This window comes from Serratia sp. ID 25-353, assembly GCF_054792795.1.
Genome location: NZ_CM139236.1, coordinates 2,823,090 through 2,846,562, shown reverse-complemented (window position 1 = coordinate 2,846,562; position 23,473 = coordinate 2,823,090). Strand labels below are relative to the sequence as shown.

Here is a 23,473-nt window from a genome sequence, read left to right as displayed (position 1 = left end):
GCATGGCGATCACCCGCAGAACCTTGCTAAAAGGCAGCGCGTTGGCGGTGGCCGCCATGCTGCTGCCGATATCGACGCGCAGCTTGGCGGCCGTGGTTTCACAGGACGCGGTGCCGCCCGACGGTCAGTACGAATTGAACGATTGGATCTGGATCGATAGCGGCGGCCGCATCGTTATCGGCGTGTCGCAATGTGAGGTCGGGCAGGGGATTTACACCGGCCTGGCCGAAGTGGTGGCGGCGGAAATGGATGCCGATTGGGCGCAGGTGACGGTGAAGTTCGTCACCGGCCGCGATGCCTACCGTCAGGTTGCCGGGGGCGAGGCTTTCGCGCAATTTGTCGCCGCTTCAACCTCCATGACCAAATTTTATCAGCGCACCCGGCTGGCCGGCGCGCAGGCGAGAGATTTCTTTCTGCGGGCCGGTGCGAGACATCTCGCGCTTTCACCGCAGCAGTGTCGCACGGAGAAGGGCTGGGTGATTGAGGAAGGCGGGCAGCGCAAGGTCGCCTACGGCGATCTGGTGCGCTATGCCGCCGAGTTGCCGTTGGATCCGCAGCCTGGTTTAAAGAGCGAAGCGCAAGAGCAAGAGAGTTTCATCGGCAAGCCGTTGTTGCGGGTCGATACGCCGGAGAAAGTGGACGGCAGCGCGATTTACGGTATCGATATCGACCTGCCGGAGATGCTGATCGGCGTCCCCTGGATGGTGCCCGACCTCAGCGGAAAGCTGGTCGCCGTGCGTAATGAACGGCAGATTCGGGCCATGCCGGGCGTGGTGGATCTGGTGCTGACCCGGCAGTGGTCGATGAACAACATGGTCGGATTGGATCACGATATGTCGCTCAATACGGTGATCGTGGTGGCGGAGAGCTATTGGCAGGCCAAAAAGGCGGCGGATTTGCTGGAGGTCGACTGGCTGCCGGGCGCAGGGCAAGCGCTGAACGATAGCGCGATTGCGGCGGAGAATCTGGCGATGCTGGACGGCGATACCTTGGTGCCGGCGGTTGATCGCGGTGAGGCGTCGGCGTTGATCCATGACGCTGAGCAGGGTTCGCGCCTGCATGAGGCGCGTTACAGCGCGCCTTATGTGGCGCATGCCACCCTGGAGCCTTGCAATGCCACCAGTCATTATGAAGAGGGCCGTATCGAAACCTGGGGCCCTTTCCAGGGGCAGGACATGGTGCGCAACGTTCTGGCGAAAATGTTCGGGCTGAAGCCGGCGGATGTGGTGGTGAATACGACCTACCTGGGGGGCAGCTTTGGGCGCAAATATCTGCCGGATGCCGTGATGCATGCTACCGCCGCCTCCCGGGCGGTAGGAAAACCGGTCAAGGTGATCTATCCGCGCGAGATTGACATGCGGCATGAATATTATCGTCCGGCCTGCATCAGCCATTATCGGGCGCTGCTGGATGAAAACGGCTACCCGCTGGCGCTGTGGGCGCGCTATGCGGGGCAGTCTCTCTTTTGGCAAATGCGGCGCGAAACGGTACACGAGGCCGGGGGATGGGATGAAAGTATGGTGGAGTGCGTTTACAGCACGCCGTATCGCATCCCTCATCTGAAGGTGGAGGCCGGCATCGTTGAACAGCCGATTTCCCTGAGCTATCTGCGCGGTGTCGGCAGCGTCGCCAGCCTGTTCTTTTTGGAAAGCTTTATCAGCGAACTCAGCCATAAGGCCAAGCGGGACGAGTATCAGTATCGGCGGCATCTGCTGCAGGACACTCCGGAAGCGTTGCGCGTACTGGACGCCACCGCGGCGGCGGCGGGTTGGCAGCACGAACCGCCGCCGGGCGTTTATCGCGGTATGTCGTGCAATATTTGGCTCGGCCGCAATAACGCTTTCACCACCTACGTCGGTTTGGTGGTTGAAATCGCCATTCAGGAGGGGCGACTGCGGGTGCTCCGCGCGGTATGTGCGATTGACTGCGGCAAGGTGATAAACCCAAATCTGGTACGCGCCAACGTAGAGGGCGGCATCGGCTTTGCGCTGACCACCTGCCTGCACAGCGAACTGCATTTTGAACGGGGCGGCGTGGTGGAAGGGAATTTCGATCGTTATCCGCTGCTCGCGATCGCCGAAATGCCCAAGGTGGAAGTGGCGGTGCTCGATAGCGCGCGTGCACCGCAGGGATGCGGGGAAGTATCGACTGCGGTGGTCGCTCCGGCAATGGCCAGCGCGCTGCATAAGGCCACCGGCAAAACCTATCGTACTATGCCGTTCCCACGCGAGTTCTCCTCGGTTTAACGGCCCGTCGGCGGCTGCCGCGCGGTCAGAGCTTCTTCAGCAGCGTCAGCAGCTGCGCTTCGCTTTTCTCCGCCAGCCCGTCGATCGCCAGCTTGATGATGTCGGAGCGGGTGATGCGCACGATGCCGTTGCGCGCCGCCTGCACGATCACTTCATCGATCGCTTCAATGTGGTTGTCCGTCAGGCTGACGGAGATCGCCTTATAGGTGCGCTTGCGGCCGGCCGGTTTGGCTTCCGGTGCGGGCGCCGCGACCGGCAGCGTGTGCGAGGTGGCGCTGTTGATGAATTCGTCTTCCGACATGCGGTGGGTGGGTGTGCGCTTCTTCACAGGATCACCTCTTTCACCAGGCATTCAATTTCGCTCTGTGCCTTTTCGTTGTTCGCCTCGTGCACGGTGATGGCTTCGCCCCAGGCGTCGCGGTAAATCTTGCGGTCGCACAGGCGGTGGCTCACCAGGGTGAACTCCGGGTATTCGCTCAGCACCTGCGCCGCTTCGTTGGCTTCATTGATGAAGATATTGGTCGGACACATGTTCAGCACGATGTAGCCTTTGACCTTCTCGTTATACTCCTGCGCGGTGGAGAACATCTCCGACAGATAGCCTATGGTGTCGAGATCCATCTGCGAAGGGCGCAGCGGCGAGAGGAACAGATCGGCGGCCAGCAGCCCGGAGCGCAGTTCGGCGCTGTCGCGGCCGGCGGTGTCGACGATCACGTAGTCGTAATGGCGATCCAGCTCCAGCAGGGTTTCCTTGATTTTGCCCGATGCGGCCACCACAGGAATGTGCGGTAACCCCTCGACGTTCTGACGGTCGTTGTACCAGGTCATGATCGATTTCTGGTCGTCGGCATCGACGATGATCGCCGTCTTGCCTTGCTTAAGAATCAAATACCCGGCGATATTCACCGCTTTCGTCGATTTGCCGACGCCGCCTTTTTGCGAGCCAATCAGGACAATCATGCTGCCATCTCTCAAGTTATTAAGCTGATAACTTATTAAGTTAATGTGCTTATTAGGTTGATAATCAAACAGGTTAACAAGAACAACTCGCGAACAATATGCACCAACTGCGGCGGCTTGCCAAGCCAGTATGTCGTTAACTGCGCAGCTTATTTTGCGCTGGATGGCCCGGATGGGTAAGTAGGAATTCTCTGGGAAGTGGCGGTGCGGAGGCAGGTTTTGTTAATTTAACAGCTTAATAAGTTAGTTGCCTATTAAGCTGTCGCCGACATTATTTCTTCATCATCGCCTTCAGATTGGCGAACGGGTTGTGGGTGGCGACGCCGACATCTTTCTGCGCGTCTTCACCGGCCACCACCGTCGAACCGTATTGATCGGCCTCGGTGTATTTCGAGTGTTCATGGTCGTGGCAGTACAGGCACAGCATTTCCCAGTTGCTGCCGTCTTCCGGGTTGTTGCTGTGATCGTGATCGATGTGGTGCACCGTCAGTTCGCGCAGGTTGGAATAAACGAACTCGCGCGAGCAGCGTCCGCACACCCAGGGGAACAGTTTCAGCGCTTTTTCGCGGTAGCCGGTTTCCAGCTTCGCATAGTTTTTGGGGATATAGGCCATGGTGGTCGTCCGTCGTGAATCACTATGCGGCAAATAATACCACATTGCGTGCGGCTACAACGTGCGGCTCATCCTGCCGCTAGCGAAACGTCTCCACCGCCCAGTCGATAAACGCCCGCAGCTTGCCGCTGAGGTGGCGGTTGGACGGGTAAACCACGTACATCTGCTCCGGCGGCGGCTGCCAGTCGTGCAGCAGGCTGACCAGCTCACCGCTGTCGAGATGCGGCTGCGCCATAAAGCGGTAGGTCTGGATGATGCCCAACCCGGCCAGGCTCGCCGCCAGCAGCGCGTTGCCTTCGTTGATGCTGACCGGATAGCGTTGCTGGATGGCGATCTCTTTGCCGCGTTCGACATAGCGTTGCGGGTGAATGCGATCGTTGAGCGGGTGGCGATAGTGCACCATCGGGAAACCCTGCTCCAGATCGCACGGGTGGCGCGGTGTGCCGTGGCGCGCCAGGTAGGCCGGGGTGGCGCAGCTCACCCAGTCCAGATCGAACAGGCGGCGGGCGATCAGGCTGGAATCGGCCAGCGGGCCGCTGCGGATCACGCAGTCGGTGCTGTCGCTAATGAGATCGATAACGCGGTCGCCGACGCTCAGATCGATCTGGATCTGCGGGTAGCGCGCCAGAAAGTCGGGCAGGGCGGGCAACAGCAGCCGGCGCGCGGTGCCGCCGCCGGTGTCGATGCGCAGCACGCCTTGCGGAGAGCTTTGCGATTCGGTCAGGCAGCCTTCCATCTGCTCCAAATCCGCCAGCCATTTCACCGTATTCTGGTAATAGCATTCGCCCTCGCGGGTAACCGACACGCTGCGGGTGGTGCGCTGAAACAGCTTGGTTTGCAGGTGATCCTCCAGATTCTGGATCAGCTTGGTCACCGTGGCTTTCGGCATGCCCAGCGAATCGGCGGCGCGGGTAAAGCCGCCGGTTTCCACCACGCGGTTAAATACCCGGATAGCGAGCAAATGATGGTCCATAGGTTCCCAACGTCATGCCCCGGCGACGGCCGGGGCATGTTTCTGCGGATAAATAAGGATTAACACTGTTTAGCGCCAATCGCGCCGGATCGCAAGCTGAGGCCGAACACCAGCGTGGCGGAGAGGATCAGCGCGCCGCCGAACAGCATGGTGCTGCTGACGCCTTGCCAGTCCACCACCTCGCCGCCCAGCAGTGCGCCGGAGGCCAGCGCGATCTGAATGACGCACACCAGCAGCGCCTGGCCGGCTTCCGGCGCCTGCGGCACGGCGGCGAACATCCAGTTGGTGGCGCATACCGGCACCGCGCCAAAGGCCAGCCCCCAGACCAACACCATCAGCGTGGCGCCGCCGAGGCCGCTGAGCAGCGGCGAAACAATCAGAATGCCCGCCAGCATGGCGGCGATCAGGATGAAGGTGGCGCGCAGGCTGTACTCCCCCAGACGCTCGCCGAGGAAGGTGCCCAGCAGGCCGATGGCGCCATAGGCCAACAGCTGCAGTGAGATCGCTGACGGGCTGAGGACGAACACCTGTTGCAGCAGGGGCCGCAGATAGGTGTAGGCGGCAAAGTGGCCGATGAACAACAGCACGATGGCGATCAGGCCGATGCGCGCCATCGGCAGGCGCAGCGGCAGCACCAGATCGCGCGGCGTGACCGGCCGGGAAGGCGGCACCGAGGTCAGCAAACGCAGCTGCGCGAGCAGCACGCCAACCGCCAATGCCGCACCGCCGAAGAAGGCGGCGCGCCAGCCGAACAGATCGCCGATCAGGGCCCCGGCCGGCACGCCACACACCGCGCCGACCGAGATGCCGCTGAGGATCAGCGCGGTGGCGCGGCCCTGGCTGGCTTCCGGCACCAGATGGCGGCCGTAGTTGGCGGCGAACGACCAGAAGCCGCCGACGCAGATGCCCAGCAGCACGCGGCCCAACAGCATCATCGGGAAGTTAACCGCCAGCGCCGCCACCAGGTTGGAGACGATCAGCAGCAGCGACAGCCCCAGCATCAGTAAACGCCGATCCAGGCGGCCGGAAATCAGGCTCAATGCGGGGGCGGCCACCGCCGCCACGATGCCGGGCATGGTGACCATCAGCCCGGCAGTGCCGGTGCTGACGCCGAGCGAAGGGGCGATGTTGGTCAGCAGGCCGATCGGCAGAAACTCGGTGGTGACCATGACAAAACAGGCGACCGTCAGCGAGAAGATCGCCGGCCACGGGGATGATGCAGGTTTATCTTTATTATTCAGCATAATGCCGCTCGTCTTGGGTGAATGCGCAGGCCGCGCTCGGGGCGCGGTGTGACCGAAATCACAATCTACGGCAGGCCGAAGCCGCGGATAAATCCGTTTGCGGTGGTTACACTGTTTCTGAGGGGAAACAATCGCCGGCGGCGAGTGGAAACGCGGCTTGCGCCGCGCTGAGGGGAAATGAATAAAACGGCATAAGGTTATGACCGAATGCCGCGTAGCGTTTACAGCCCTGGCGCTTTCCACAGCGAAGTGGTCAGGCCGCTATCCACCAGCGTCAGCTGATCGGCGTAAACCTGCCGCCAGGTTTCTTTCTGTTCCTGATACAGCGCGTGGTGGGCCATGTCCGGCTGATACTCACGTTCCCAGCGCACCAGGCGCTCACCGGTTTCGGCCAGCGACTCGTACAGCCCGGCGCCGACGCCGGCGGCGATCGCACAGCCCAGCGCGGTGGCCTCTTTGACCACCGGCACCCGCACCGTCAAACCGGTGACGTCGCTGAGGATTTGGCTCCACAGCTTGCCCTTGGCCCCGCCGCCGGCGAACACCAGCGAGCGCGCCTGCACGCCGGAGAAGGCAGCGATTTGCTCCAGGTTGCAGGCGGAGACGATGGCGGCGTTCTCCTCCAGCGCGCGGAATAGCGTCTGTTTGTTGCAACGTTCCGGATCGATCGACATGTTGATGAACGATGGCGCCGCGTGGTACCAGGTTTTGAAATGCATGGCGTCGGAAAAGATCGGCATCACGCCGTAGGCACCCGGCGGCACCCTGGCCGCCATCTCTTCCAGCAAGCTGTAGGCATCGACCCCCAGCCGCTCCGCCAGCAATTTTTCCTCCGCGCAGAAAGCGTCGCGGAACCAGCGCATGGTCAGGCCGGTAAAGAAGCTGATGGATTCCGCCTGCGCCATGCCGGGAATGACGTGGGGGTTGATGCGAATGTTCATCTCCGGATCGATGGCCGGCTCCGGCAGGTTGACGATCTGCTGCCAGAAGGTGCCGCCGAGCACCGCCGTCTGCCCGGCGCGCACGATGCCGAGCCCCAGGCTACCGAGCTGCACGTCGCCGCCGCCCATCACCACCGGGGTGCCGCGCAGCAGCCCGCTCTCCTGCGCCGCTTGTTCGGTGACGCGCCCCAGCACGCTGCCGGTCTCTTTCACCGGCGACAGAATATCGGCGCGCAGCCCGGCCATGTCGAGCAGCGCCGGCCGCCAGTCGCGGCTGGTCAGATCCAGCATGCCGGTGGTGCCGGCGTTGGAAGGATCGACCGCCAGCTCGCCGCTGAGCATGTTGGCCAGCCAGTCGCTGATCATGGTCAGCGTCGCCGCCTGGCGGTAGATGTCCGGACGATGGTGCGCCAGCCACAGCAGGCGCGGCATGGCGCTCAGCGCCAGCGTCTGGCCGGAGTATTGATACACCTCGCGTTCGAAGCCGTGGTTGTGCAGCTCTTTCAGCTCGCTGACTTCGTGGCTGGCGCGCGCATCGACGTTGGCGCAGGCCCAGATCGGCACGCCGTTGCGGTCGTACAGAACGATGCCTTCACGCATCGAGCAGCAGGCCACCGCGCGTATCGCCTGCGCCGTCAGCCCGGCGCGCTGCAAGGCCTGGCGAATGCACTGGCAGGCCAGCTGCCAGTTGCGGCTGAGGTCAAACTCCATCGAGCCGGGCACGCCCGACACCGCCAGGTGTTGCCACTCCGCCTGGCCGTGCGCGATCTGGTTGCCCGCCACATCGAAGATCACCGCGCGAATGCTGCCCGTTCCTGCGTCCAGCGCCATCAAGTAGTTATCCATAGCCTATGCTCTCAGGGGGAGGAGTGTTAACTATAGATGCCACCGCCTTACCCCGCCGGGGAAGGAGTGGGCGTCGCCGATGCGATTTGTGAGCCAGGCGGCAAAATTGCCGTTGCGGCGGGCAATCGACGGGAATAAACCTATGGTTGGAAAGAGTCATTTTGCGGTACGCCGTTTAAACAAGGAGTTGCCATGCACGTCACATTGGTTGAGATCAACGTTAAACAGGACAAAATCGACGAATTTATCGATGTTTTCCGCGCCAATCATCGGGGGGCAATCGAAGAGCCGGGCAACCTGCGCTTCGACGTGCTGCAGGATGAACAGATTCCGACGCGGTTTTACATCTACGAAGCTTATCGCGACGAGCAGGCGGTGGCGGCGCACAAGCAGACCCCGCACTACCTGCAGTGCGTGGAGAAGCTGGAAGCGCTGATGACCGGCCCGCGCAAGAAGACCACCTTTATCGGCCTGATGCCGGAATAATCGCCGGCGTTTGCCGGTGTCCATGCGCCCGGTTTGGTTGTAACCTGCAAGCTAAAGCGAATTTTCAATGGGATAAGCGGGGCGAGGATGACATTGCGCGATCGGCTGTTGGCGCTGTTGGTGGTGGTGATCTGGGGCGTGAATTTCGTCGTGATCAAGTTCGGTTTACAGGGCATGCCGCCGTTTCTGCTGGCCGGGATGCGTTTTTTGCTGGTGGCGTTGCCGGCGATCTTTTTTATCCCGCGTCCGACTATCCCGTGGAAATGGCTGCTGCTGTATGGCATGACCATGAGCTTCGCGCAATTCGCGTTTCTGTTCGTCGCCATCAAGGTGGGGATGCCGGCGGGGCTGGCTTCGCTGGTGCTGCAGGCGCAGGTGTTCTTCACCTTGCTGTTGGGTGTCGTGCTGATGGGCGAAAAGCTGCGCGTCAACCATTTCGTCGGCATCGCTATCGCCAGCGGCGGCATGCTGGTGCTGGCGCAGGCCAGCCTGCATAAGCCGGGCAGCGGCGCGGTCCCCCTGGCGGGCCTGCTGCTGACGCTGGCGGCGGCGTTTTCCTGGGCGCTGGGCAACCTGACCAACAAGAAGATCCTGGCCGGTTTCCCGCAGCGTAATATTTTATCGCTGGTGGTGTGGAGCGCGCCGATCCCGGTCGTGCCGTTCCTGGCTTGCAGCTGGCTGTTCGACGGCCCTGAGGCGGTGCTAAGCAGCCTGAGTCATGTGCAGGTCGGCACCTGGCTGGCGGTTGCCTATCTGGCGTTCGCCGCCACGCTGTTCGGTTATTCGGTGTGGGGCAGCCTGCTGGGGCGCTATGAAACCTGGCGGGTTGCGCCGCTGACGCTGCTGGTGCCGCTGGTCGGGTTGTTCGCCGCCTGGCTGCTGCTGGACGAAGCGCTGTCGCCGGCGCAGTTCGGCGGCGCATTGCTGGTGCTGGCCGGCATGGCGGTCAACACCTTCGGGCTGCCGCGCCGTCGGGCGGCGATCGCGCGTTAAACCGAACAGGGCAATTCTGTTCAATACGTTGTCGGCGGCGGCCGGCATTCTGGCGCCTGTGAATACTTTCTCAGGTGCCCATCATGAACATCTACCTTTCCATGGCCGCGTTTGCGCTGGCGGCCTCCATCACTCCCGGCCCGGTCAACATCGTCGCCTTGAGCGCCGGGGCGCAATTCGGCTTTGGCGCGACCCAGCGCCACGTGTTCGGCGCTACGCTGGGGTTTACCCTGTTGCTGGTGCTGCTGGGATTGGGCATGCACCAGCTGCTGATCCTGTGGCCGGCATTGACCCGCTTGATTCAGTGGGCCGGCGTGGCCTTCCTGCTGTTTATGGCCTACCGGCTGGCGTTTGACGACGGCAGATTGGGCAACGGCGCGGCGCGGGCGCCTTCCTGTTGGTACGGCGCGCTGATGCAATGGCTGAACCCCAAGGCGTGGCTGGCGTCGGTGGCCAGCCTCGGCGCCTTTGTCGGCGACGGCGATATGCTGTTGCTGTGGCAGTTCGCCGGGCTCTACTTCGTGATTTGCTATGCCTCGGTGGCCTGCTGGGCCTATGTCGGCGCGATGCTGCGTGGCCTGCTCAGGCAGGCGCGCAACGTGCGGCGTTTCAACCGGGCGATGGCGCTGCTGTTGGCGGCCAGCGCCTGCTATCTGCTGGCGGAAGGTTTTTGATACTGCCCCGGCGTGGCGGCCAGCAGCTGCTTGAAGGTGCGCTGGAAGTGCGCCTGATCGGCAAAGCCGCTTTCGCTGGCGGCTGCGGCGATCGGCAGGCCGCTCTTCAACAGCCGATGGCCGTGCTGCACGCGGCGGTTGACCAGATAGGCGTGCGGCGTCATGCCGTAGCGCTGGCGGAAGGCGCGGATCAGGTAAGAAGGGGACAGCGCGGCGGCGCGGCAAATGTCGTCCAGCGTCAGCGGCCGGGTGCAGTGCGCGTCGATAAACGCCGCCGCCGCTTCCAGTCGGGTATGCGACGGTGTCTCCGGCTGGCGGACATCGCCCAGCCCGAGCTGCAGGGCGCTGAAATACTCCACCATGGCGATCTGTTTTTCCAGCGCGCAGCACAGCGGATCCGTCAGCAGCGCATAAAGCTGGTTCAGGCCGTGGAACAGCGCCGGATCGCGGCTGAGCGGCTGGCTGAACGGAACAAAACGGTCGCCGTCGCCGCCGAGCAGCTCCTGCTGCAGCGCGCCGAGCCAGGCGAGATCGAGATAGAACATGATGTACGACCAACGGCGTTCGGCAATGGGGTTGCAGGCATGCGCCTGCTGCGGGTTGATGACAACCAAATCGCCGGCGCTGACCTGCATGCGCCGCTCGCCGTTGACATAGGTGCTGACGCCGCCGGTGATGGCGCCGATGGAAAAGAATTCGTGGCTGTGCAGGCTGTAACACACCTGGCGGCCATCCGCGATGGCGCGGGCTTCGACGAACGGCAACTGCGGATCGCGCCAGAACTGCGGCGTTTTTTCACTCATACGCTTTCCTTTTCACTGCGGCGGCATCACAGTGTTATAGCCTGAAAGCGACGAGAGAGGGAATGGCGGATGATGATTTTTAACGTGTTCGGCCGTCTGCTGGGCGTGAAGCGCATCGGGGACGAATGGCGGCTGTTCCGCGTGACGTTGCCGGAGCGCAAATATGCCCCCAGTCACGATATCGTGCTGCCGGCCGATCTGCGCGAAGAGGAGATCGCCGGCTATCTGGGGGATATCTATCACGAGGCGGCGACGCCGCAGCGGCCGGACGTGTTTCGCGTCGAATAGCGCGGCGCGTTACTCTTCCGCGTTGCGCGCCATCATGCGGCGCTGGTGTTCCTCGCCGGCGGCCTGGATCTCTTCCAGCACCGATCCGACGTCGGCGCGTTTCTGGATTTCGCTGAACCGGCCGCTGAGAGTGCTGTCCGGTGTCAGGTTGCCTTCCTGATACAGCGCCCAAATCTCTTTGGCGTATTGGCTGTCGCGCAGCTCCGGCGCGAACTGGCCGTAATACTCGGCCAGATTGCCGATATCGCGCTCGAACATGCTTTTGGCGTGGTTGTTGGCGGCGGCGTCCACCACCTGCGGCAGATCGATGATCACCGGCCCGTCTTTATCCATCAGCACGTTGAATTCCGACAGGTCGCCATGCACCAGCCCGGCGCACAGCATGCGCACCGCGTAGTTCATCATCAGGGCGTGATCGGCGCGCGCCTGTTCCGGCGTCAGGATGACATCGCTCAGGCGCGGCGCCACCAGGCCTTCTTCGTCGGTGATCAGCTCCATCAGCAGCACGCCGTCCAGGCAGATGTCCGGCTGCGGCACCCGCACCCCGGCCTTGGCCAGCAGATACAGTGCGTCCACTTCGGTGTTTTGCCAGGCTTCTTCCTGCTGCTGGCGGCCGAATTTGGAGCCTTTGCTCATGGCGCGCGCGTCGCGGCTGTTGCGCACCTTGCGCCCTTCCTGATAGTGAACGGCCTGCTTGAAGTTGCGCTTCTCGGCCTCTTTGTACACTTTGGCGCAGCGGATCTCATCGCCGCAGCGCACGATAAACACGTCGGCTTCTTTGCCGCTTTTCAACCGGCGGATGACGTCGTCGATTAACCCGTCATCAACCAGCGGCTGGAGTCGTTTTGGAATTTTCATGCAGCCTTGTACCCTATTTAGGCTCCGGTGTGAATGGCTTGCGCAGTTGATAGCGTAAGTTAGACCCGAAAGGCAAACATTAGTTTTGCCGCCGCGTCATCATTACGCGGCGGCGGGCGCTCACAGGCTGGCGGCCGGCACCCAAACGCTGACGCCGCCGGCGTTGACCGGGAAATGGGCGCTGCCCTGGTCGTCGGTGGTGATTTCTTCCTGACGGTTGCCGAGGAAATCGCGCCAGGCGATGTGCGCCAAATCGGCGCCCAGTGCGACGGTCTTGCCGCTCTCGCCGCCGTTGGTCAGCACCACCACGCAGCCGGGGGCCTCGGCGGTGCCGGCGCGGCTGAAGGCCACGCAGTGGCTGTCGTCGAAGTAGTCGGTTTGCGGGCCGTTGGCGAAACGCTGGCGGGCGGCAATCAGCTTCTCCAGCTCCGGGATCGCCGGCATGTCAATCTGGTACTCGCCGCCGTCGCGCCCCTTGTCGCGGTAGCTGGCGCCATACAGGTCGGGGTAAAACACGCAGGGCACGCCCTGTTCGCGCAACAGGATCAGCGCGTAGGCCAGCGGTTTGAACCAGGGTTCTACCGGCGCTTCCAGCGATTGCAACGGCTGGGTGTCGTGGTTGGCGACCAGCGTTACCGCGTGGGCCGGATCGGCGGCGGTCAGGGTATCGGTGAAGATCTGCGCCATGTCGAAGCCGTCGCCCTGTTTCGACGCCTGATGAAACTTCAGGTGCAGCGCCACGTCGAACAGCATCACCTTGCCGTCCACCAGCTCGATGTATTGTTGCAGCGCACTCAGATCGTGCGACCAGTATTCGGCGACGATAAACAGGTCGCGCTGTGCGCTGCCGCGCACGTGATCCGCCCACTCTTTGAAGAACCAGGCGGGAATGTGTTTGGCGGCGTCCAGGCGGAAGCCGTCGCACGGCAGGCTTTCCAACAGCCAGCGCGCCCAGTATTTGAGCTCCTCCGTCACGGCGGCATTGCGGAACTCCACGTCGGCCCCCATCAGATAGTCGTAGTTGCCTTTTTCGTCGTCGACCTGATCGTTCCAGCCGTCGTCGCCATAGTCGTTGGCGATTTTGAACACCCCTTTGTCGTCCGGCTGCTCAACGTAATCGACGCCGCTGAAGCATGTGTAATCCCAGATAAACTCGGAATGCACGCCCTGGCGGCCGGGAAAGGTGAAGCGGGTGTAGGCCAGCGCGTCGAAGCCCTGGTCGTCGATGTCGTTGCGGTTGTTGGCGTCCACCTTGAACACGTGTACCTGTTCTTTCTCGTCCGCGCCGAGCTTGTGGTTGAACACCACGTCGTAGAGCACCCCCACGCCGTGTTCGCGCAGCGTATTGGCGGCGTGTTCGAGCGCCGCCTTGTCGCCGTATTTGGTGGCCACGCTGCCTTTCTGGTCAAATTCGCCGAGATCGAACAGATCGTATGTATCGTAGCCGACGGAGTAGCCGCCGGAAGCGCCCTTGCAGGCGGGCGGCAGCCACAGGTCGGTGATGCCCAGTTCGGCCAGGTGCGGGGCGCGCTCGGCGGCCTCCTGCCACAGTTTGCCGCCGTCGGGGTAGTACCAGTGAAAGAATTGCAGCAGGGTGGTTTTTTTCGTCATGAGCCAGCGTCCCGGTTAGCCAGAAGGAGAGGAGCAGTTAAAGCATGGGCTACTTTTGGCAAAAGGGACAATGGTGCAGGGAGGCGTGCGAAGGCAGGCGTAAATATGTAACCGACGTTGACCAGATAGCGGTTAAGTTGTTGCTATCAAGTTTTCACGTTTTAATTTTTATATTTTATTTTTCAAATAGATATTTATTTTATTTTTTGCTATTTCAAGGTTTGCTGTTTTTGCGCTCATTTTAATTGGTTTTTTATTTTAATTTTAAATTTTAATTTGAGTTTTAATTTTTAAAGTGATTATTTTTTTGGTTTTAAGTTCTTGTGAGTGAAATATTTTGACATATTCAGGTGCCCCGTTGGTTATTCATTCGCAATTGTTTATGCGTTATCGTTATGTTCGAAATTAGGTAACACTATCAACCAATAATCCATCCAACCTAGCGTGAAGGTGGAAGAACAGGGGAGCATAACGTCGTGAACATCAGGGATTTCAGAGCATTGGCGCGCAGTTTGGTCAGAGAATTCGGCATGTTGAACAAGCAGAGCAACGGCTCGCGCTTTTCGCCGCTGCAGATCCATCTGATGATTGAAGTCAGCGAGCAGCCGCTGGGCGTCACCGAGCTGGCGGCCCGGCTTTGCATCGACAAGGCCAGCGCCAGCCGGGCGCTGCGCAGTCTGGTCGCCGCCGGCGTGATAGAAACGGTGGATCATCCGGATGACAAGCGGCACAACCTGCATCGGCTGAGTAAAAACGGCGGCAAGGCGCTGGCCGGCATCGAGAGCGACGCCGACGGTTTTATGCAGGCGGCGCTGGCGCAGTTGAACGACGATGAGCTGGCGAGCACCACCGCGGCGATGAAAAAGATGACCGCGGCGCTGCGCAGCGCACGCAAACAGCGCGACGCCAACCTGCGGGTGCGGCCGATCGCCGCGCGCGACGATGCGGCGATGGCGGCGATCATTCGCGACGTGTTTCGTGAGTACGGCATGGACAAGATGGAAGGCGTCAGCCTGCACGATCCGGATCTCGATCGGCTGACCGGCCTGTATCGCGACAACGGCGGCCACTACTGGGTGCTGGAGCGGGACGGGCAGGTGGTGGGGGGCGTCGGCATGGCGCCGCTGGCGGGCGAAGAGCCCGGCTATTGCGAGCTGCAGAAGCTGTTCTTCAAACCCGGCGCGCGTGGGCTGGGTATGGCGCGCTATATGGTGGTGCAGGCGCTGAAGGCGGCGCGGGCGGCGGGGTATCGCTACTGCTACCTGGAAACCACCGAACAGTTGAAAGAGGCGATCGGGTTGTACTACGCGCTGGGATTCACGCTGCTGACGGAACGGCGCGGCAACACCGGCCATCACGGTTGCAACGTGTGCATGCTGAAAAATCTGAAGAACGGCGATATGTGAGCGGTTTCAAGGTTAGCGCCCGCGCCTTGTGCCACCCTGTTAACCGTTTGATAACAATCACAACGTTTTATCAGGGAGGAAACTATGCTGGGGGATCCGATGGCGCTGTCCGCGCTGGTCACGCTGGTGGTCATCGCGCTATGGGCCAGCGCCCGCTTGCCGGAGTATTTGGTCGCGCTGCTGTTCTTCGCGGCGGTGATGGTGTTGCAACTGGCGCCTGCCGCGGTGACCTTTTCCGGTTTCGCGTCTTCCGCATTCTGGCTGGTGCTCAGCGGTTTTGTGCTGGGCACCGCCATCCGCAGCACCGGTTTGGCGGATCGCCTGGCCAACCGGCTCTTGCCGCACCTGGCCGGCTCCTGGCTCCGCCTGGTGGGCGGGGTGGTGGCGATAAGCTACGCGCTGGCGTTTGTCATGCCTTCCAACATGGGGCGCATTACGCTGCTGATGCCGATCGTCATGGCGTTGGCCGATCGCGCCGGTTTGGTGGAGGGCTCGCGCGGCCGCATCGGTTTGGCGCTGGCGGTGGGGTTCGGCACCTTCCAGCTCTCCGCCAGCATCCTGCCGGCCAACGTGCCCAACCTGGTGATGAGCGGCGCGGCGGAAAGCGCCTACGGCAGCCACTTCGCTTATCTTTCCTACCTGCTGTTGCACGCCCCGGTGCTCGGGATCGCCAAAGGCGCGCTGCTGACGCTGTGCATCTGCGGCCTGTTCCGTGCGCGGCCGCAGCCGGTGGCGGCCGAGGCGGCGCAAACCCCGCTCAGCGCCGCCGAATGGCGGCTGATCGCACTGTTGGGTGCCACGGTGTTGCTGTGGATGACCGACAGCTGGCACGGCATCGCCCCCGCCTGGATCGGGTTGGCGGCGGCCTGCTTCTGCCTGTTGCCACGTATCGGGTTTCTCAACGGCGAGCAGTTCGCCGCCGGGGTTAACGTGCGCACCTGCATCTACGTGGCGGGGATCCTGGGGCTGACTGCGCTGGTCAGCCACTCGGGGCTTGGCGATCGGCTGGGCGGTGCGCTGCTGGCGATGATGCCGGATCTGCACGGCAAACCGTTCACCGCATTCGGTTCGCTGGTGGGGATCACCGCGTTGCTGAATTTCGTGGTGACCGCCAACGGCGTGCCGGCGCTGTTTACCCCGCTGGCGCAGGCGCTGTCCGCGGGCAGCGGTCTGCCGCTGCTGACGGTGTTGATGACCCAGGTGATCGGTTACGCCACGCCGCTGCTGCCGTATCAGGCCTCGCCGATCGTGGTGGCGATGGGGATGGGCAAAGTGCCGGCGCGCGAAGGGCTAAAGCTGTGCCTGCTGTTGGCCGCGCTCAGTTTTGCGCTGCTGGTGCCGTTGGATTATCTGTGGTTCAGGCTGCTGGGGTGGATCCCGTAAACAGCCCCGCGCCGCCGGCAAAACAATCTTCGTCCAGCGTCAGGGTGGCGATTTTATGCACCGGTCCGCGCATGCTGACCTGAAAATCGCCGCTGAAGGCGATTTGCAGTTCGCCGCCCGGCATCCGCACGCTAACCCGATCGTCGACTTGTCCCAACTTGCGCATCACGCTGGCGGCGGCGCAGCTGCTGCTGCCGGAGGCGAGGGTAAAACCGGCGCCGCGCTCCCAGATGCCGATGCGCAGCGTCTGGCGATCGACCACTTCCACCAGTTGTACATTGGTGCGTTTCGGGAACAGCGGATGGCGTTCAATCTGCGGTCCGAGCCGATGCACCTGCGCCAGATCCAGTTTTTCCACCGGCACCACGCAGTGCGGGTTGCCCATCGACACCAGCGAAACGCTTAACGTCTCCTCCATCAGGGGCAGCGGATAGTTCAGTGCCTCCGGCAGATCGATCAAGGCCGGCAGCGCCGCCGGGCTGAAATTGGCGCGCCCCATCTCCACGGTTATCTGATGCGCGTCTTCCGCCACCTGGCAACGCACGTCGCCGCCGGCGGTATGCACCAGAAACGGCTGATGCCCCACGCGCTCGCTGTCGAACAGATACCGCGCGTAGATACGCAGGCCGTTGCCGCTTTTCTCCGCTTCGGAGCCATCCGGGTTGATGATGCGCAGGGTGGGATTGACGGCGTCGCCGCTGTCGATCAGCAGGCCGTCGGAACCGATGCCGTAATGCGGGTGGCACAGCAGGCGGATCTGTTCCTGGCTCAGACGATCGGCGACCGAACGGTGGCAAACCAGGTAGTCGTTGCCCAGGCCGTGATATTTGTGAAACAGCAGGGGAGTCATGGCGTTGCTCGGCTCAGCAAGAAAAGGTTGCTACAGCTTACAACAGAACGTTGGCATCAAAACAAACAAAAGGCGGCCTGAGCCGCCCTTTTGCGCGATTGCCGGTGTGGCAATTAATTGTAGATGATCGCGGTACCGTGCAATTTGTTGTCGCCGGTAGTTGCGATGATCTGGAAGGATTTGGCGCCGGCTGCGTCGGCTTTGGCCGCCAGTTTGTTTTCCAGGCTGCTCAGGTCGGAAGCACCGCTGACGCTGACGACGCCGGCTTTTTGCAGATCGGCCGGTTGAGCGTTGACCAGTTCGGCGGCGAAGCTGCCGAAGGAGACGGAAGCCAGTGCGATGGCGGCGATGGTCATTTTCAGGTTTTTCATGGTCTTATTTCCTATCTTTGTTCTTTACGATGTTAGTTTTGTAAGGTCGTTAAATTAATTAACGATCGATAATTTAATGTTAGATGCCGGTTTGACGGATTGCAAGTATTTTTTTAATGCTCGTTAATTAATTTTTTTTAACGCCCTGGCGTCGGGAGCAGAATTTCTCGCGATCCGCTGGTTTAATACCTTGTTATTGATAGATTTCTGCGGTGCCATGCAGTTGGTTGTTACCGCCGGCACCGATGATGCGGAAGGATTTGGCACCGGCCTGATCGGCTTTGGCGGCCAGGCTGCTTTCCAGCGAGGTCAGATCGGATGCGCCGCTGACGGTGATGACGCCCACTTTCTGCTGGTCTGCCGGTTGGTTCTGGACCAAATCAGCGGCGAAGCTGCCGAAGGAAACGCTGGCCAGAGTGAGAGCTGCTAAGGTTAATTTTAAGTTTTTCATGATGTTATTTCCTTTCCGATAACGGTAAATAGAGGGGGTTAATCTGCTTCGCTAAATTATCTTAACGATCGATAACTAAATGCTAATCGGTTCTCGACGAGGGCGCAATATTTTTTTATAATGATCGTTAAGTTATTTGTGCTAACCCTGCCGTGGAGCGGGATAGGAGAGGAACGATGGGCATCAATGAAGCGGTCTGCGGCAAAAAAAGCCGCGGCAGACCGAAACAATTTGATCGCGATCGGGCGCTGGAAAGCGCGCTCGATCTGTTCTGGCGGCACGGCTATGAAGCCACCTCGCTGGCCGATCTGGTGGAAGTGACCGGCGCCAAGGCGCCGACGCTGTATGCGGAGTTCGGCAACAAGGAAGGGATGTTCCGCGCGGCGGTGGAACGCTATCTGCAAAAATACACCACCTGCACCAACCAACTGTTGGAGCAGGATCTGCCGGTGGCCGAGATCGTCGAAGCCTACGTGCGCTCTTCCGTCGAAGTGTTTACCGATCCCGATACGCCGTCAGGCTGTTTCATGGTGTGCGCCTCGGCCGCGCTGTCGTCGGCGTCCGATGACGTCGCCCAGATGCTGCGCAGGAAGCATCATGCGCAGGAAGCGGCGCTGAAAGCCTGCTTCGATCGCAAGGTGCAGCAGGGCGAACTGCTGGCGAAAACCGACACCGTACTGCTGGCGAAATACGTGATTTGCACCATTGAAGGCATGTCGGTGCAGGCGCGCGAAGGGGCAAGCCGGAGCGATCTGCTGCGGTTGCTGGAGGCGTTGATGCTGGTGTGGCCACGGCTCAGCCAGATTGGCAATAAGGTGTAACAACCGGCCCGGCTTTTACCGCAATGCTGATCAGTTAGCGTTTTTCTGCAGGCGTTCGTGACATTTTCGGTCGATAAAAGTGAGATGCCCCATGTGGCTCACGCTCCTCGACCGAGCCAGGGGCCGAAGGCGCGGCCCCTCCAATTGCCGTTCATATTGGCCACAGAGAAATGCGGACATTTACGGCAATTCCCCTGCACAGAACGCCCAGAGGCTGGATAAAAAAATGCCACTCAGGCTTAAGTGAGCGGCATTGCGGCTTTTACCGGGCCGTGTAACCGATTACTGATTGACCGGGATCACCGCGCCCTGGTATTTCTCGCGGATAAAGTCCTGAATCGGCTTGGAGTGCAGCACCTTCACCAGCGCCACAATCTCCGGCTTGTTCACGTCGGCCTTGTGCACGGTGATGATGTTGGCGTATGGGTTGTTTTCGCCGCTTTCGACCGCGATCGGATCTTTGGTCGGATTCAGCCCGGCGTCGATGGCGTAGTTGGCGTTGATCACTACCGCGTCGCCTTCGTCGTTGTTGTACATTTGCGGCAGCAGCGCGCCCTCAACGTTGGCCTGGAACTTCAGGTGTTTCGGGTTTTCCACCACGTCGGTGATGCGCGCGTCCACCTTGCTCACCCCCGGTTTCAGCTTGATCACCCCTTCCCGTTCAAAAATAGACAGGATGCGGCCTTCTTCCGCCACCGCGTCGCGCATGATGATTTTGCCGTTTTCCGGCAGATCTTTCAGGCTCTTGTACTTCTTCGAGTAGATGCCGATGGGCTCAATATGGATCGCGCCGGCGCTGACGAAGTCGTAGCTCTTGTCGTCGGCGTGGTCTTTCAGCACCGAGTTCAGGTAAGGCACGTGCTGGAAGTAGTTGGCGTCGATGTCGTGGCTGGCCAGCGCGGTGTTCGGCAGGATGTAGTCCTGAAAGCGCTTGATCTGCAGATCGATGCCTTCCTTCGCCAGTATCGGTTTGGCCTGTTCGAGGATCTCGGCGTGCGGCACGTTGGAGGCGCCGACCACCAGCTTGGTCGCGGCGGCGGCGCCGTAAGAGGCGAGGGTGGCGACAGAGGCGAAAGCCAACATCAGTAGGTGCTTTTTCATCATCGTTTTCCTTGGTTAATTAACGTTTATCGAGCGTTCTTGTCAGGGTGTCGCCAATGAACTGAATGACGAAAACGATCAGCAGAATCGTCAGCGTCGCCACCAGCGTCACGTCACTGTGGTTGCGTTGGAACCCCTCCAGATAGGCCAGGTTGCCCAGGCCACCGGCGCCGATCACCCCGGCCATCGCGGTGTAGCTCACCAGCGCGATCAGGGTGACGGTGATGCCGGAAACCAGCGCCGGCGAGCTCTCCGGCAGCAATACGCGGAAAATCAGGGTGCGGTTTTTGGCGCCCATCGAGCGCGCCGCTTCGATCACCCCTTTGTCGACCTCGCGCAACGCGATCTCCACCAGCCGGGCGTAGAACGGCGCCGCGCCGACGATCAGCGCCGGCAGGGCCGCGTCCGCGCCGAGAATGGTGCCGATCAGCGACTTGGTGAACGGGATCAGCAGCACGATAAGAATGATGAACGGAATGGAGCGGAAGACGTTGACCAACACGGAGATCAGCGAGTAGACCGCCCGGTTCTGCCACAGCTGGCCCTTCGAGGTTAAAAACAGCAGCACGCCGAGCACGATGCCCAGCACCAGCGTGGCCAAACCGGCGATGCCGGTCATGTACAGCGTTTCCCAGGTGGCGTCCCACAGTTGATCCAGACGCAGGTGGGGGAACAGGGATTCAATCATGTTGGATAACCTCGACGGCGATGTCTCTTTCGTGCAGCAGGTTGAGCATGTCGGCGACTTGTTGTTCGTTGCCTTCGGCGTGGATATACAGTTCGCCGAACGAACCGTTGAGGGTGTGGCTGATCTTGCCGTGCAGAATGTTGACGGTCAGGGCATAGCGCCGGATCACTTCAGAGATCACCGCCTGATGGGTTTGCACGCCGACGAAGGTCAGCTTGAAAATCGCCCCCGGCAGGTGGGCGATGAGCAGCGGGTTGAAGCTCTCTTCGGTGTCCGCATACTGTGACACCTGTTTGACGAACTGCCGGGTGATCGGCTGCTGCGGCCGGGTGAACACGTCGAGCACCGGGCCTTCTTCGACGATGCGGCCGTTTTCCATCACCGCCACGCGGTGGCAGATTTTGCGCACCACGTGCATCTCGTGGGTGATCAGCACGATGGTCAATTTCAGCTGGCGGTTGATGTCCAGCAGCAGGTCGAGAATGGCGTCGGTGGTCTGCGGATCGAGCGCCGAGGTGGCCTCGTCGCACAGCAGCACGCTCGGGTTATTGGCCAGCGCGCGGGCGATGCCGACGCGCTGTTTCTGGCCGCCGCTGAGCTGCGACGGGTAGGCGTCTTCGCGCCCCTGCAGGCCGACCAGCGCGATCAGTTCCGCCACGCGCGGCGCAATCTGCGCCTTGGGCACGCCGGCGATCTGCATGGAAAAAGCGATGTTTTGGCTGACGGTGCGCGACCACAGCAGGTTGAAGTGCTGAAATACCATGCTGATTTTCAGGCGCGCCTGGCGCAGGTGGCTGCCTTTGGCGCGGGCGATATCGAAGCCGCCTACGTCAATGCGGCCGCTGGTGGGCGTTTCCAGGCCGTTAAGCAGGCGGATGAGCGTGCTTTTGCCGGCGCCGCTGTAGCCGATGATGCCGTAAATTTGCCCGGCCTCTACCGCCAGACTGACGTTGTCTACCGCCACGACGCGGCCCTGTGTGCTGTCAAAAGTTTTGCAAACGTTCGAAAGAACGATCATAGCGAAGCGGATCCTTATCGATGCTTCACAGCATTCCGTCCAGAGCTCGGTGCGCCGGACAGGGATCGTTCGGCTTTTCGGCGGGCACAACCCGGCGGGGAGTGGCGGACGGAACCTCTGTTGCGGGTGAATACCGGGCAATCCTACCGAGGGTTTATAGTGACAGGAAGAATGTAAATTCTATTACTTATTCTGATTTGATATATAAAACGGCGGGTGAAACAGGGGGGAGAAAACCGGCCGCAGGGCGGCCGGCGGGAGGGCTAGCGTTTATCCAGCTTCATGTGCAGCAGCGGGAACGGGTTGCCCTGGCCGTCGAGCGGCGAGCGGCCGGTGATGACAAACCCGTAGTGGCGATAGAAACCGCTGGCCTGCGGGTTTTGCTCGTTCACGTCCAGCTGCAGTTCATCGTGCAGCGTTTCCGCGTGGGTCAGCAGCGCTTTGCCCACCCCTTTGCCGCGCTGATCGGCGTCGATAAACAGCATCTCCACCTTGTTGCCGTTCAGGCCGATAAAGCCGCAGGGGTGCCCCGGCCGCTCTTCAGCCACCCAGACGTTAACCGCCGGCAGGTAGTCGTTCAGCACCAGCGGGAACAGCTGCGCGATGTTGTCTTCGGTTAAAAAATGGTGAGTGGCGCGCACCGAACGCAGCCAGATATCTGCCAATTGCGCGTTGTCTTCCGCCGCGCGTGCTCTGATGGTAATCATCGAACTCTCTGCTATCTAAGTTGGAGGAAAAAAACTAGATAGAGGTTTTGTGGGGTTAGTGCCGAATTAACGTGGGTTAACGCCCTGCAAAGCGCCTCTGCAGTGGATCGAATAGGCCCGCCTTTCTGCCAGCGGTATAACAACTGTAATTCAGTAAGTTAATGCTTTCAACCGCCGCAGGGCGTAATGGGGCGCCCGCCACGTGATACACTGGCCGCTGAATGAGCGAGAGGGCAGCAGGATGGAAGCGGTACGCGCAGCGATAGAAAAACAGGTGCTCAGCCTGACCGGGCTGGCGCTCGGCGGCGTCGATTTTGAGAACCCGCCGGGCGATCCGGGCTTGTTTGGCCCGCAGTCGGTCATCTGGCAGGTACACCGCGATTTCACCCCGATGCTGTGCGGCGGCGTCAGCGCCTTGCTGCTGCAGATGCTGCACCCGCTGGCGCTGGCCGGGGTGTGGGATCACTCCAACTTCCGCGACGATATGATTGGCCGCCTGCGCCGCACCAGCCAGTTCGTGTCGGTCACCACCTTCGGCCCGACCGCCGAGGCGGAGCGGCTGATCGCCAAAGTCAAAGCTATCCATCTGCGGGTGACCGGCGTCGGCAGCGACGGCACGCCTTATGCTGCCAGCGATCCGGCGCTGCTCACCTGGGTGCACGTCGCGGAGAGCAGCCGTTTTCTGGCCAGTCACCTGCGCTACCGCAACCCCCATCTTTCCCGCGATTTGCAGGATCAATACTACCGCGAAGCGGCGCGCGTGGCCGCCGCGCTGGGGGCGACCGCAATTCCTCAGTCCTGCGCGGAGATAGAAGAATACCTGCAGGCAATGCGGCCCCAGTTGGTCTGCGATGAACGCACGCAAGAGGTGGCGCGCATTCTGCTGAAAGCGCCGGCGCCGAGCGTATTGGCGCGCCCACTCGGAGGGGTGGTGATGCAGGCGGGCATCGATCTGTTACCCGATTGGGCGCAGCGGCAGTTCGGTTTTCATCCGGGCGCGCTGCGGCGGCGGCTGGTGCGGACGGGCGCCGCAGGCCTTGGCAAGGTGCTGGGCGCGTCGATGCGCAACGGCTCCTATCAGCGCGCGGTGCGGCGCATCACTCAGCCGTCATGAGTCACAGCCGCTATAATTAACCTTTGT

The 23,473-nt window shown here is 61.2% G+C and carries 25 protein-coding genes; 9 read left to right on the top strand and 16 right to left on the bottom strand.

Annotated elements, in window-relative coordinates; translation table 11 throughout:
* The first annotated feature begins 2 nt into the window (after positions 1–2).
* The gene (locus ACYF6X_RS13710; RefSeq protein ID WP_130018393.1) at positions 3–2,246 is read left to right on the top strand and encodes a xanthine dehydrogenase family protein molybdopterin-binding subunit; all 2,244 of its coding nucleotides are present in this window, start codon (positions 3–5) and stop codon (positions 2,244–2,246) included.
* A 25-nt stretch (positions 2,247–2,271) separates the two neighbouring features.
* On the opposite strand, the gene ACYF6X_RS13705 is transcribed toward ACYF6X_RS13710, so the two are convergent.
* From ACYF6X_RS13705 to lsrK, 6 genes are all read right to left on the bottom strand, one after another.
* Positions 2,272–2,574, bottom strand: a complete 303-nt coding sequence (locus ACYF6X_RS13705; RefSeq protein WP_063991234.1) for a hypothetical protein — start codon at positions 2,572–2,574, stop codon at positions 2,272–2,274.
* A complete protein-coding gene (locus ACYF6X_RS13700) occupies positions 2,571–3,206 on the bottom strand; it encodes an AAA family ATPase (RefSeq protein ID WP_033637564.1) in 636 nt (211 codons plus the stop codon). The genes ACYF6X_RS13705 and ACYF6X_RS13700 overlap by 4 nt, the downstream gene beginning before the upstream one ends.
* A gap of 271 nt (positions 3,207–3,477) precedes the next feature.
* Positions 3,478–3,819, bottom strand: coding sequence for an HNH nuclease YajD (gene yajD, locus ACYF6X_RS13695; RefSeq protein WP_016928619.1), 342 nt, complete (start codon positions 3,817–3,819; stop codon positions 3,478–3,480).
* A 79-nt stretch (positions 3,820–3,898) separates the two neighbouring features.
* Complete coding sequence (locus ACYF6X_RS13690) at positions 3,899–4,792, bottom strand: LysR family transcriptional regulator (RefSeq protein ID WP_107227358.1); 894 nt, start codon at positions 4,790–4,792, stop codon at positions 3,899–3,901.
* Between the two features lie 59 nt (positions 4,793–4,851).
* Positions 4,852–6,036 carry an MFS transporter gene (locus tag ACYF6X_RS13685; RefSeq protein WP_063991236.1) on the bottom strand — a complete coding sequence of 395 codons (1,185 nt, stop codon included), beginning with the start codon at positions 6,034–6,036 and terminating at the stop codon, positions 4,852–4,854.
* A 221-nt stretch (positions 6,037–6,257) separates the two neighbouring features.
* Positions 6,258–7,823: an autoinducer-2 kinase gene (gene lsrK, locus ACYF6X_RS13680; protein ID WP_165384397.1), complete on the bottom strand. Its 1,566-nt coding sequence runs from the start codon at positions 7,821–7,823 to the stop codon at positions 6,258–6,260.
* A gap of 192 nt (positions 7,824–8,015) precedes the next feature.
* Here lsrK and lsrG point away from each other — a divergent pair, with 192 nt between their 5' ends.
* The 3 genes from lsrG (at position 8,016) to ACYF6X_RS13665 (ending at position 9,976) form a co-directional block, all read left to right on the top strand.
* On the top strand, positions 8,016–8,309 hold the full coding sequence (gene lsrG, locus ACYF6X_RS13675) for a (4S)-4-hydroxy-5-phosphonooxypentane-2,3-dione isomerase (RefSeq protein ID WP_043146917.1): 294 nt from the start codon (positions 8,016–8,018) through the stop codon (positions 8,307–8,309).
* Positions 8,310–8,396: 87 nt separating this feature from the next.
* Complete coding sequence (locus ACYF6X_RS13670) at positions 8,397–9,302, top strand: EamA family transporter (protein ID WP_063991238.1); 906 nt, start codon at positions 8,397–8,399, stop codon at positions 9,300–9,302.
* An 83-nt stretch (positions 9,303–9,385) separates the two neighbouring features.
* A complete protein-coding gene (locus ACYF6X_RS13665) occupies positions 9,386–9,976 on the top strand; it encodes a LysE family translocator (RefSeq protein WP_063991239.1) in 591 nt (196 codons plus the stop codon).
* Here the strand turns inward: ACYF6X_RS13665 and ACYF6X_RS13660 are convergent.
* Positions 9,952–10,779: a helix-turn-helix transcriptional regulator gene (locus tag ACYF6X_RS13660; RefSeq protein ID WP_130018394.1), complete on the bottom strand. Its 828-nt coding sequence runs from the start codon at positions 10,777–10,779 to the stop codon at positions 9,952–9,954. The two genes, ACYF6X_RS13665 and ACYF6X_RS13660, sit on opposite strands and share 25 nt — an antisense overlap.
* Positions 10,780–10,848: 69 nt before the next feature.
* Here ACYF6X_RS13660 and ACYF6X_RS13655 point away from each other — a divergent pair, with 69 nt between their 5' ends.
* Complete coding sequence (locus ACYF6X_RS13655) at positions 10,849–11,067, top strand: DUF7661 family protein (protein ID WP_025301999.1); 219 nt, start codon at positions 10,849–10,851, stop codon at positions 11,065–11,067.
* A 9-nt stretch (positions 11,068–11,076) separates the two neighbouring features.
* Here ACYF6X_RS13655 and ACYF6X_RS13650 read toward each other — a convergent pair whose 3' ends face one another.
* Both ACYF6X_RS13650 and amyA read right to left on the bottom strand, forming a co-directional pair.
* Positions 11,077–11,925 (bottom strand): PA4780 family RIO1-like protein kinase, encoded by an 849-nt coding sequence (locus ACYF6X_RS13650; RefSeq protein WP_063991241.1) that lies wholly within the window; start codon positions 11,923–11,925, stop codon positions 11,077–11,079.
* Positions 11,926–12,045: 120 nt separating this feature from the next.
* The gene (amyA, locus tag ACYF6X_RS13645) at positions 12,046–13,536 is read right to left on the bottom strand and encodes an alpha-amylase (RefSeq protein ID WP_063991242.1); all 1,491 of its coding nucleotides are present in this window, start codon (positions 13,534–13,536) and stop codon (positions 12,046–12,048) included.
* 500 nt (positions 13,537–14,036) lie between these two features.
* Here amyA and ACYF6X_RS13640 point away from each other — a divergent pair, with 500 nt between their 5' ends.
* Positions 14,037–14,942, top strand: a complete 906-nt coding sequence (locus ACYF6X_RS13640) for a bifunctional helix-turn-helix transcriptional regulator/GNAT family N-acetyltransferase (RefSeq protein ID WP_130018467.1) — start codon at positions 14,037–14,039, stop codon at positions 14,940–14,942.
* 84 nt (positions 14,943–15,026) lie between these two features.
* The gene (locus ACYF6X_RS13635; protein WP_063991244.1) at positions 15,027–16,325 is read left to right on the top strand and encodes an SLC13 family permease; all 1,299 of its coding nucleotides are present in this window, start codon (positions 15,027–15,029) and stop codon (positions 16,323–16,325) included.
* Here the strand turns inward: ACYF6X_RS13635 and dapF are convergent.
* The 3 genes from dapF to bhsA (ACYF6X_RS13620) all read right to left on the bottom strand — a co-directional run bounded on the left by dapF (position 16,300) and on the right by bhsA (ACYF6X_RS13620) (position 17,997).
* A complete protein-coding gene (gene dapF / locus ACYF6X_RS13630; RefSeq protein ID WP_107227364.1) occupies positions 16,300–17,175 on the bottom strand; it encodes a diaminopimelate epimerase in 876 nt (291 codons plus the stop codon). The genes ACYF6X_RS13635 and dapF overlap by 26 nt on opposite strands.
* Positions 17,176–17,288: 113 nt before the next feature.
* On the bottom strand, positions 17,289–17,546 hold the full coding sequence (bhsA, locus tag ACYF6X_RS13625) for a multiple stress resistance protein BhsA (RefSeq protein WP_130018395.1): 258 nt from the start codon (positions 17,544–17,546) through the stop codon (positions 17,289–17,291).
* Positions 17,547–17,739: 193 nt separating this feature from the next.
* A complete protein-coding gene (gene bhsA, locus ACYF6X_RS13620) occupies positions 17,740–17,997 on the bottom strand; it encodes a multiple stress resistance protein BhsA (RefSeq protein WP_033637578.1) in 258 nt (85 codons plus the stop codon).
* Positions 17,998–18,173: 176 nt separating this feature from the next.
* Between bhsA (ACYF6X_RS13620) and ACYF6X_RS13615 the strand changes: the two genes are divergently transcribed.
* The gene (locus ACYF6X_RS13615; RefSeq protein ID WP_063991247.1) at positions 18,174–18,818 is read left to right on the top strand and encodes a TetR/AcrR family transcriptional regulator; all 645 of its coding nucleotides are present in this window, start codon (positions 18,174–18,176) and stop codon (positions 18,816–18,818) included.
* 282 nt (positions 18,819–19,100) lie between these two features.
* Here the strand turns inward: ACYF6X_RS13615 and ACYF6X_RS13610 are convergent, their stop codons facing one another.
* The 4 genes from ACYF6X_RS13610 to ACYF6X_RS13595 all read right to left on the bottom strand — a co-directional run bounded on the left by ACYF6X_RS13610 (position 19,101) and on the right by ACYF6X_RS13595 (position 22,332).
* Positions 19,101–19,919, bottom strand: coding sequence for a MetQ/NlpA family ABC transporter substrate-binding protein (locus tag ACYF6X_RS13610; protein ID WP_063991248.1), 819 nt, complete (start codon positions 19,917–19,919; stop codon positions 19,101–19,103).
* A gap of 19 nt (positions 19,920–19,938) precedes the next feature.
* Positions 19,939–20,607, bottom strand: coding sequence for a methionine ABC transporter permease (locus ACYF6X_RS13605; RefSeq protein ID WP_033637581.1), 669 nt, complete (start codon positions 20,605–20,607; stop codon positions 19,939–19,941).
* Positions 20,600–21,625: a methionine ABC transporter ATP-binding protein gene (locus ACYF6X_RS13600; protein ID WP_130018396.1), complete on the bottom strand. Its 1,026-nt coding sequence runs from the start codon at positions 21,623–21,625 to the stop codon at positions 20,600–20,602. Before ACYF6X_RS13600 ends, ACYF6X_RS13605 begins: the two co-directional genes overlap by 8 nt.
* A 263-nt stretch (positions 21,626–21,888) precedes the next feature.
* On the bottom strand, positions 21,889–22,332 hold the full coding sequence (locus tag ACYF6X_RS13595; protein ID WP_015377088.1) for an acetyltransferase: 444 nt from the start codon (positions 22,330–22,332) through the stop codon (positions 21,889–21,891).
* 241 nt (positions 22,333–22,573) lie between these two features.
* On the opposite strand from ACYF6X_RS13595, the gene ACYF6X_RS13590 reads away from it, so the two are divergent.
* On the top strand, positions 22,574–23,446 hold the full coding sequence (locus tag ACYF6X_RS13590) for an oxygenase MpaB family protein (RefSeq protein ID WP_130018397.1): 873 nt from the start codon (positions 22,574–22,576) through the stop codon (positions 23,444–23,446).
* The last annotated feature ends 27 nt before the right edge of the window (positions 23,447–23,473 follow it).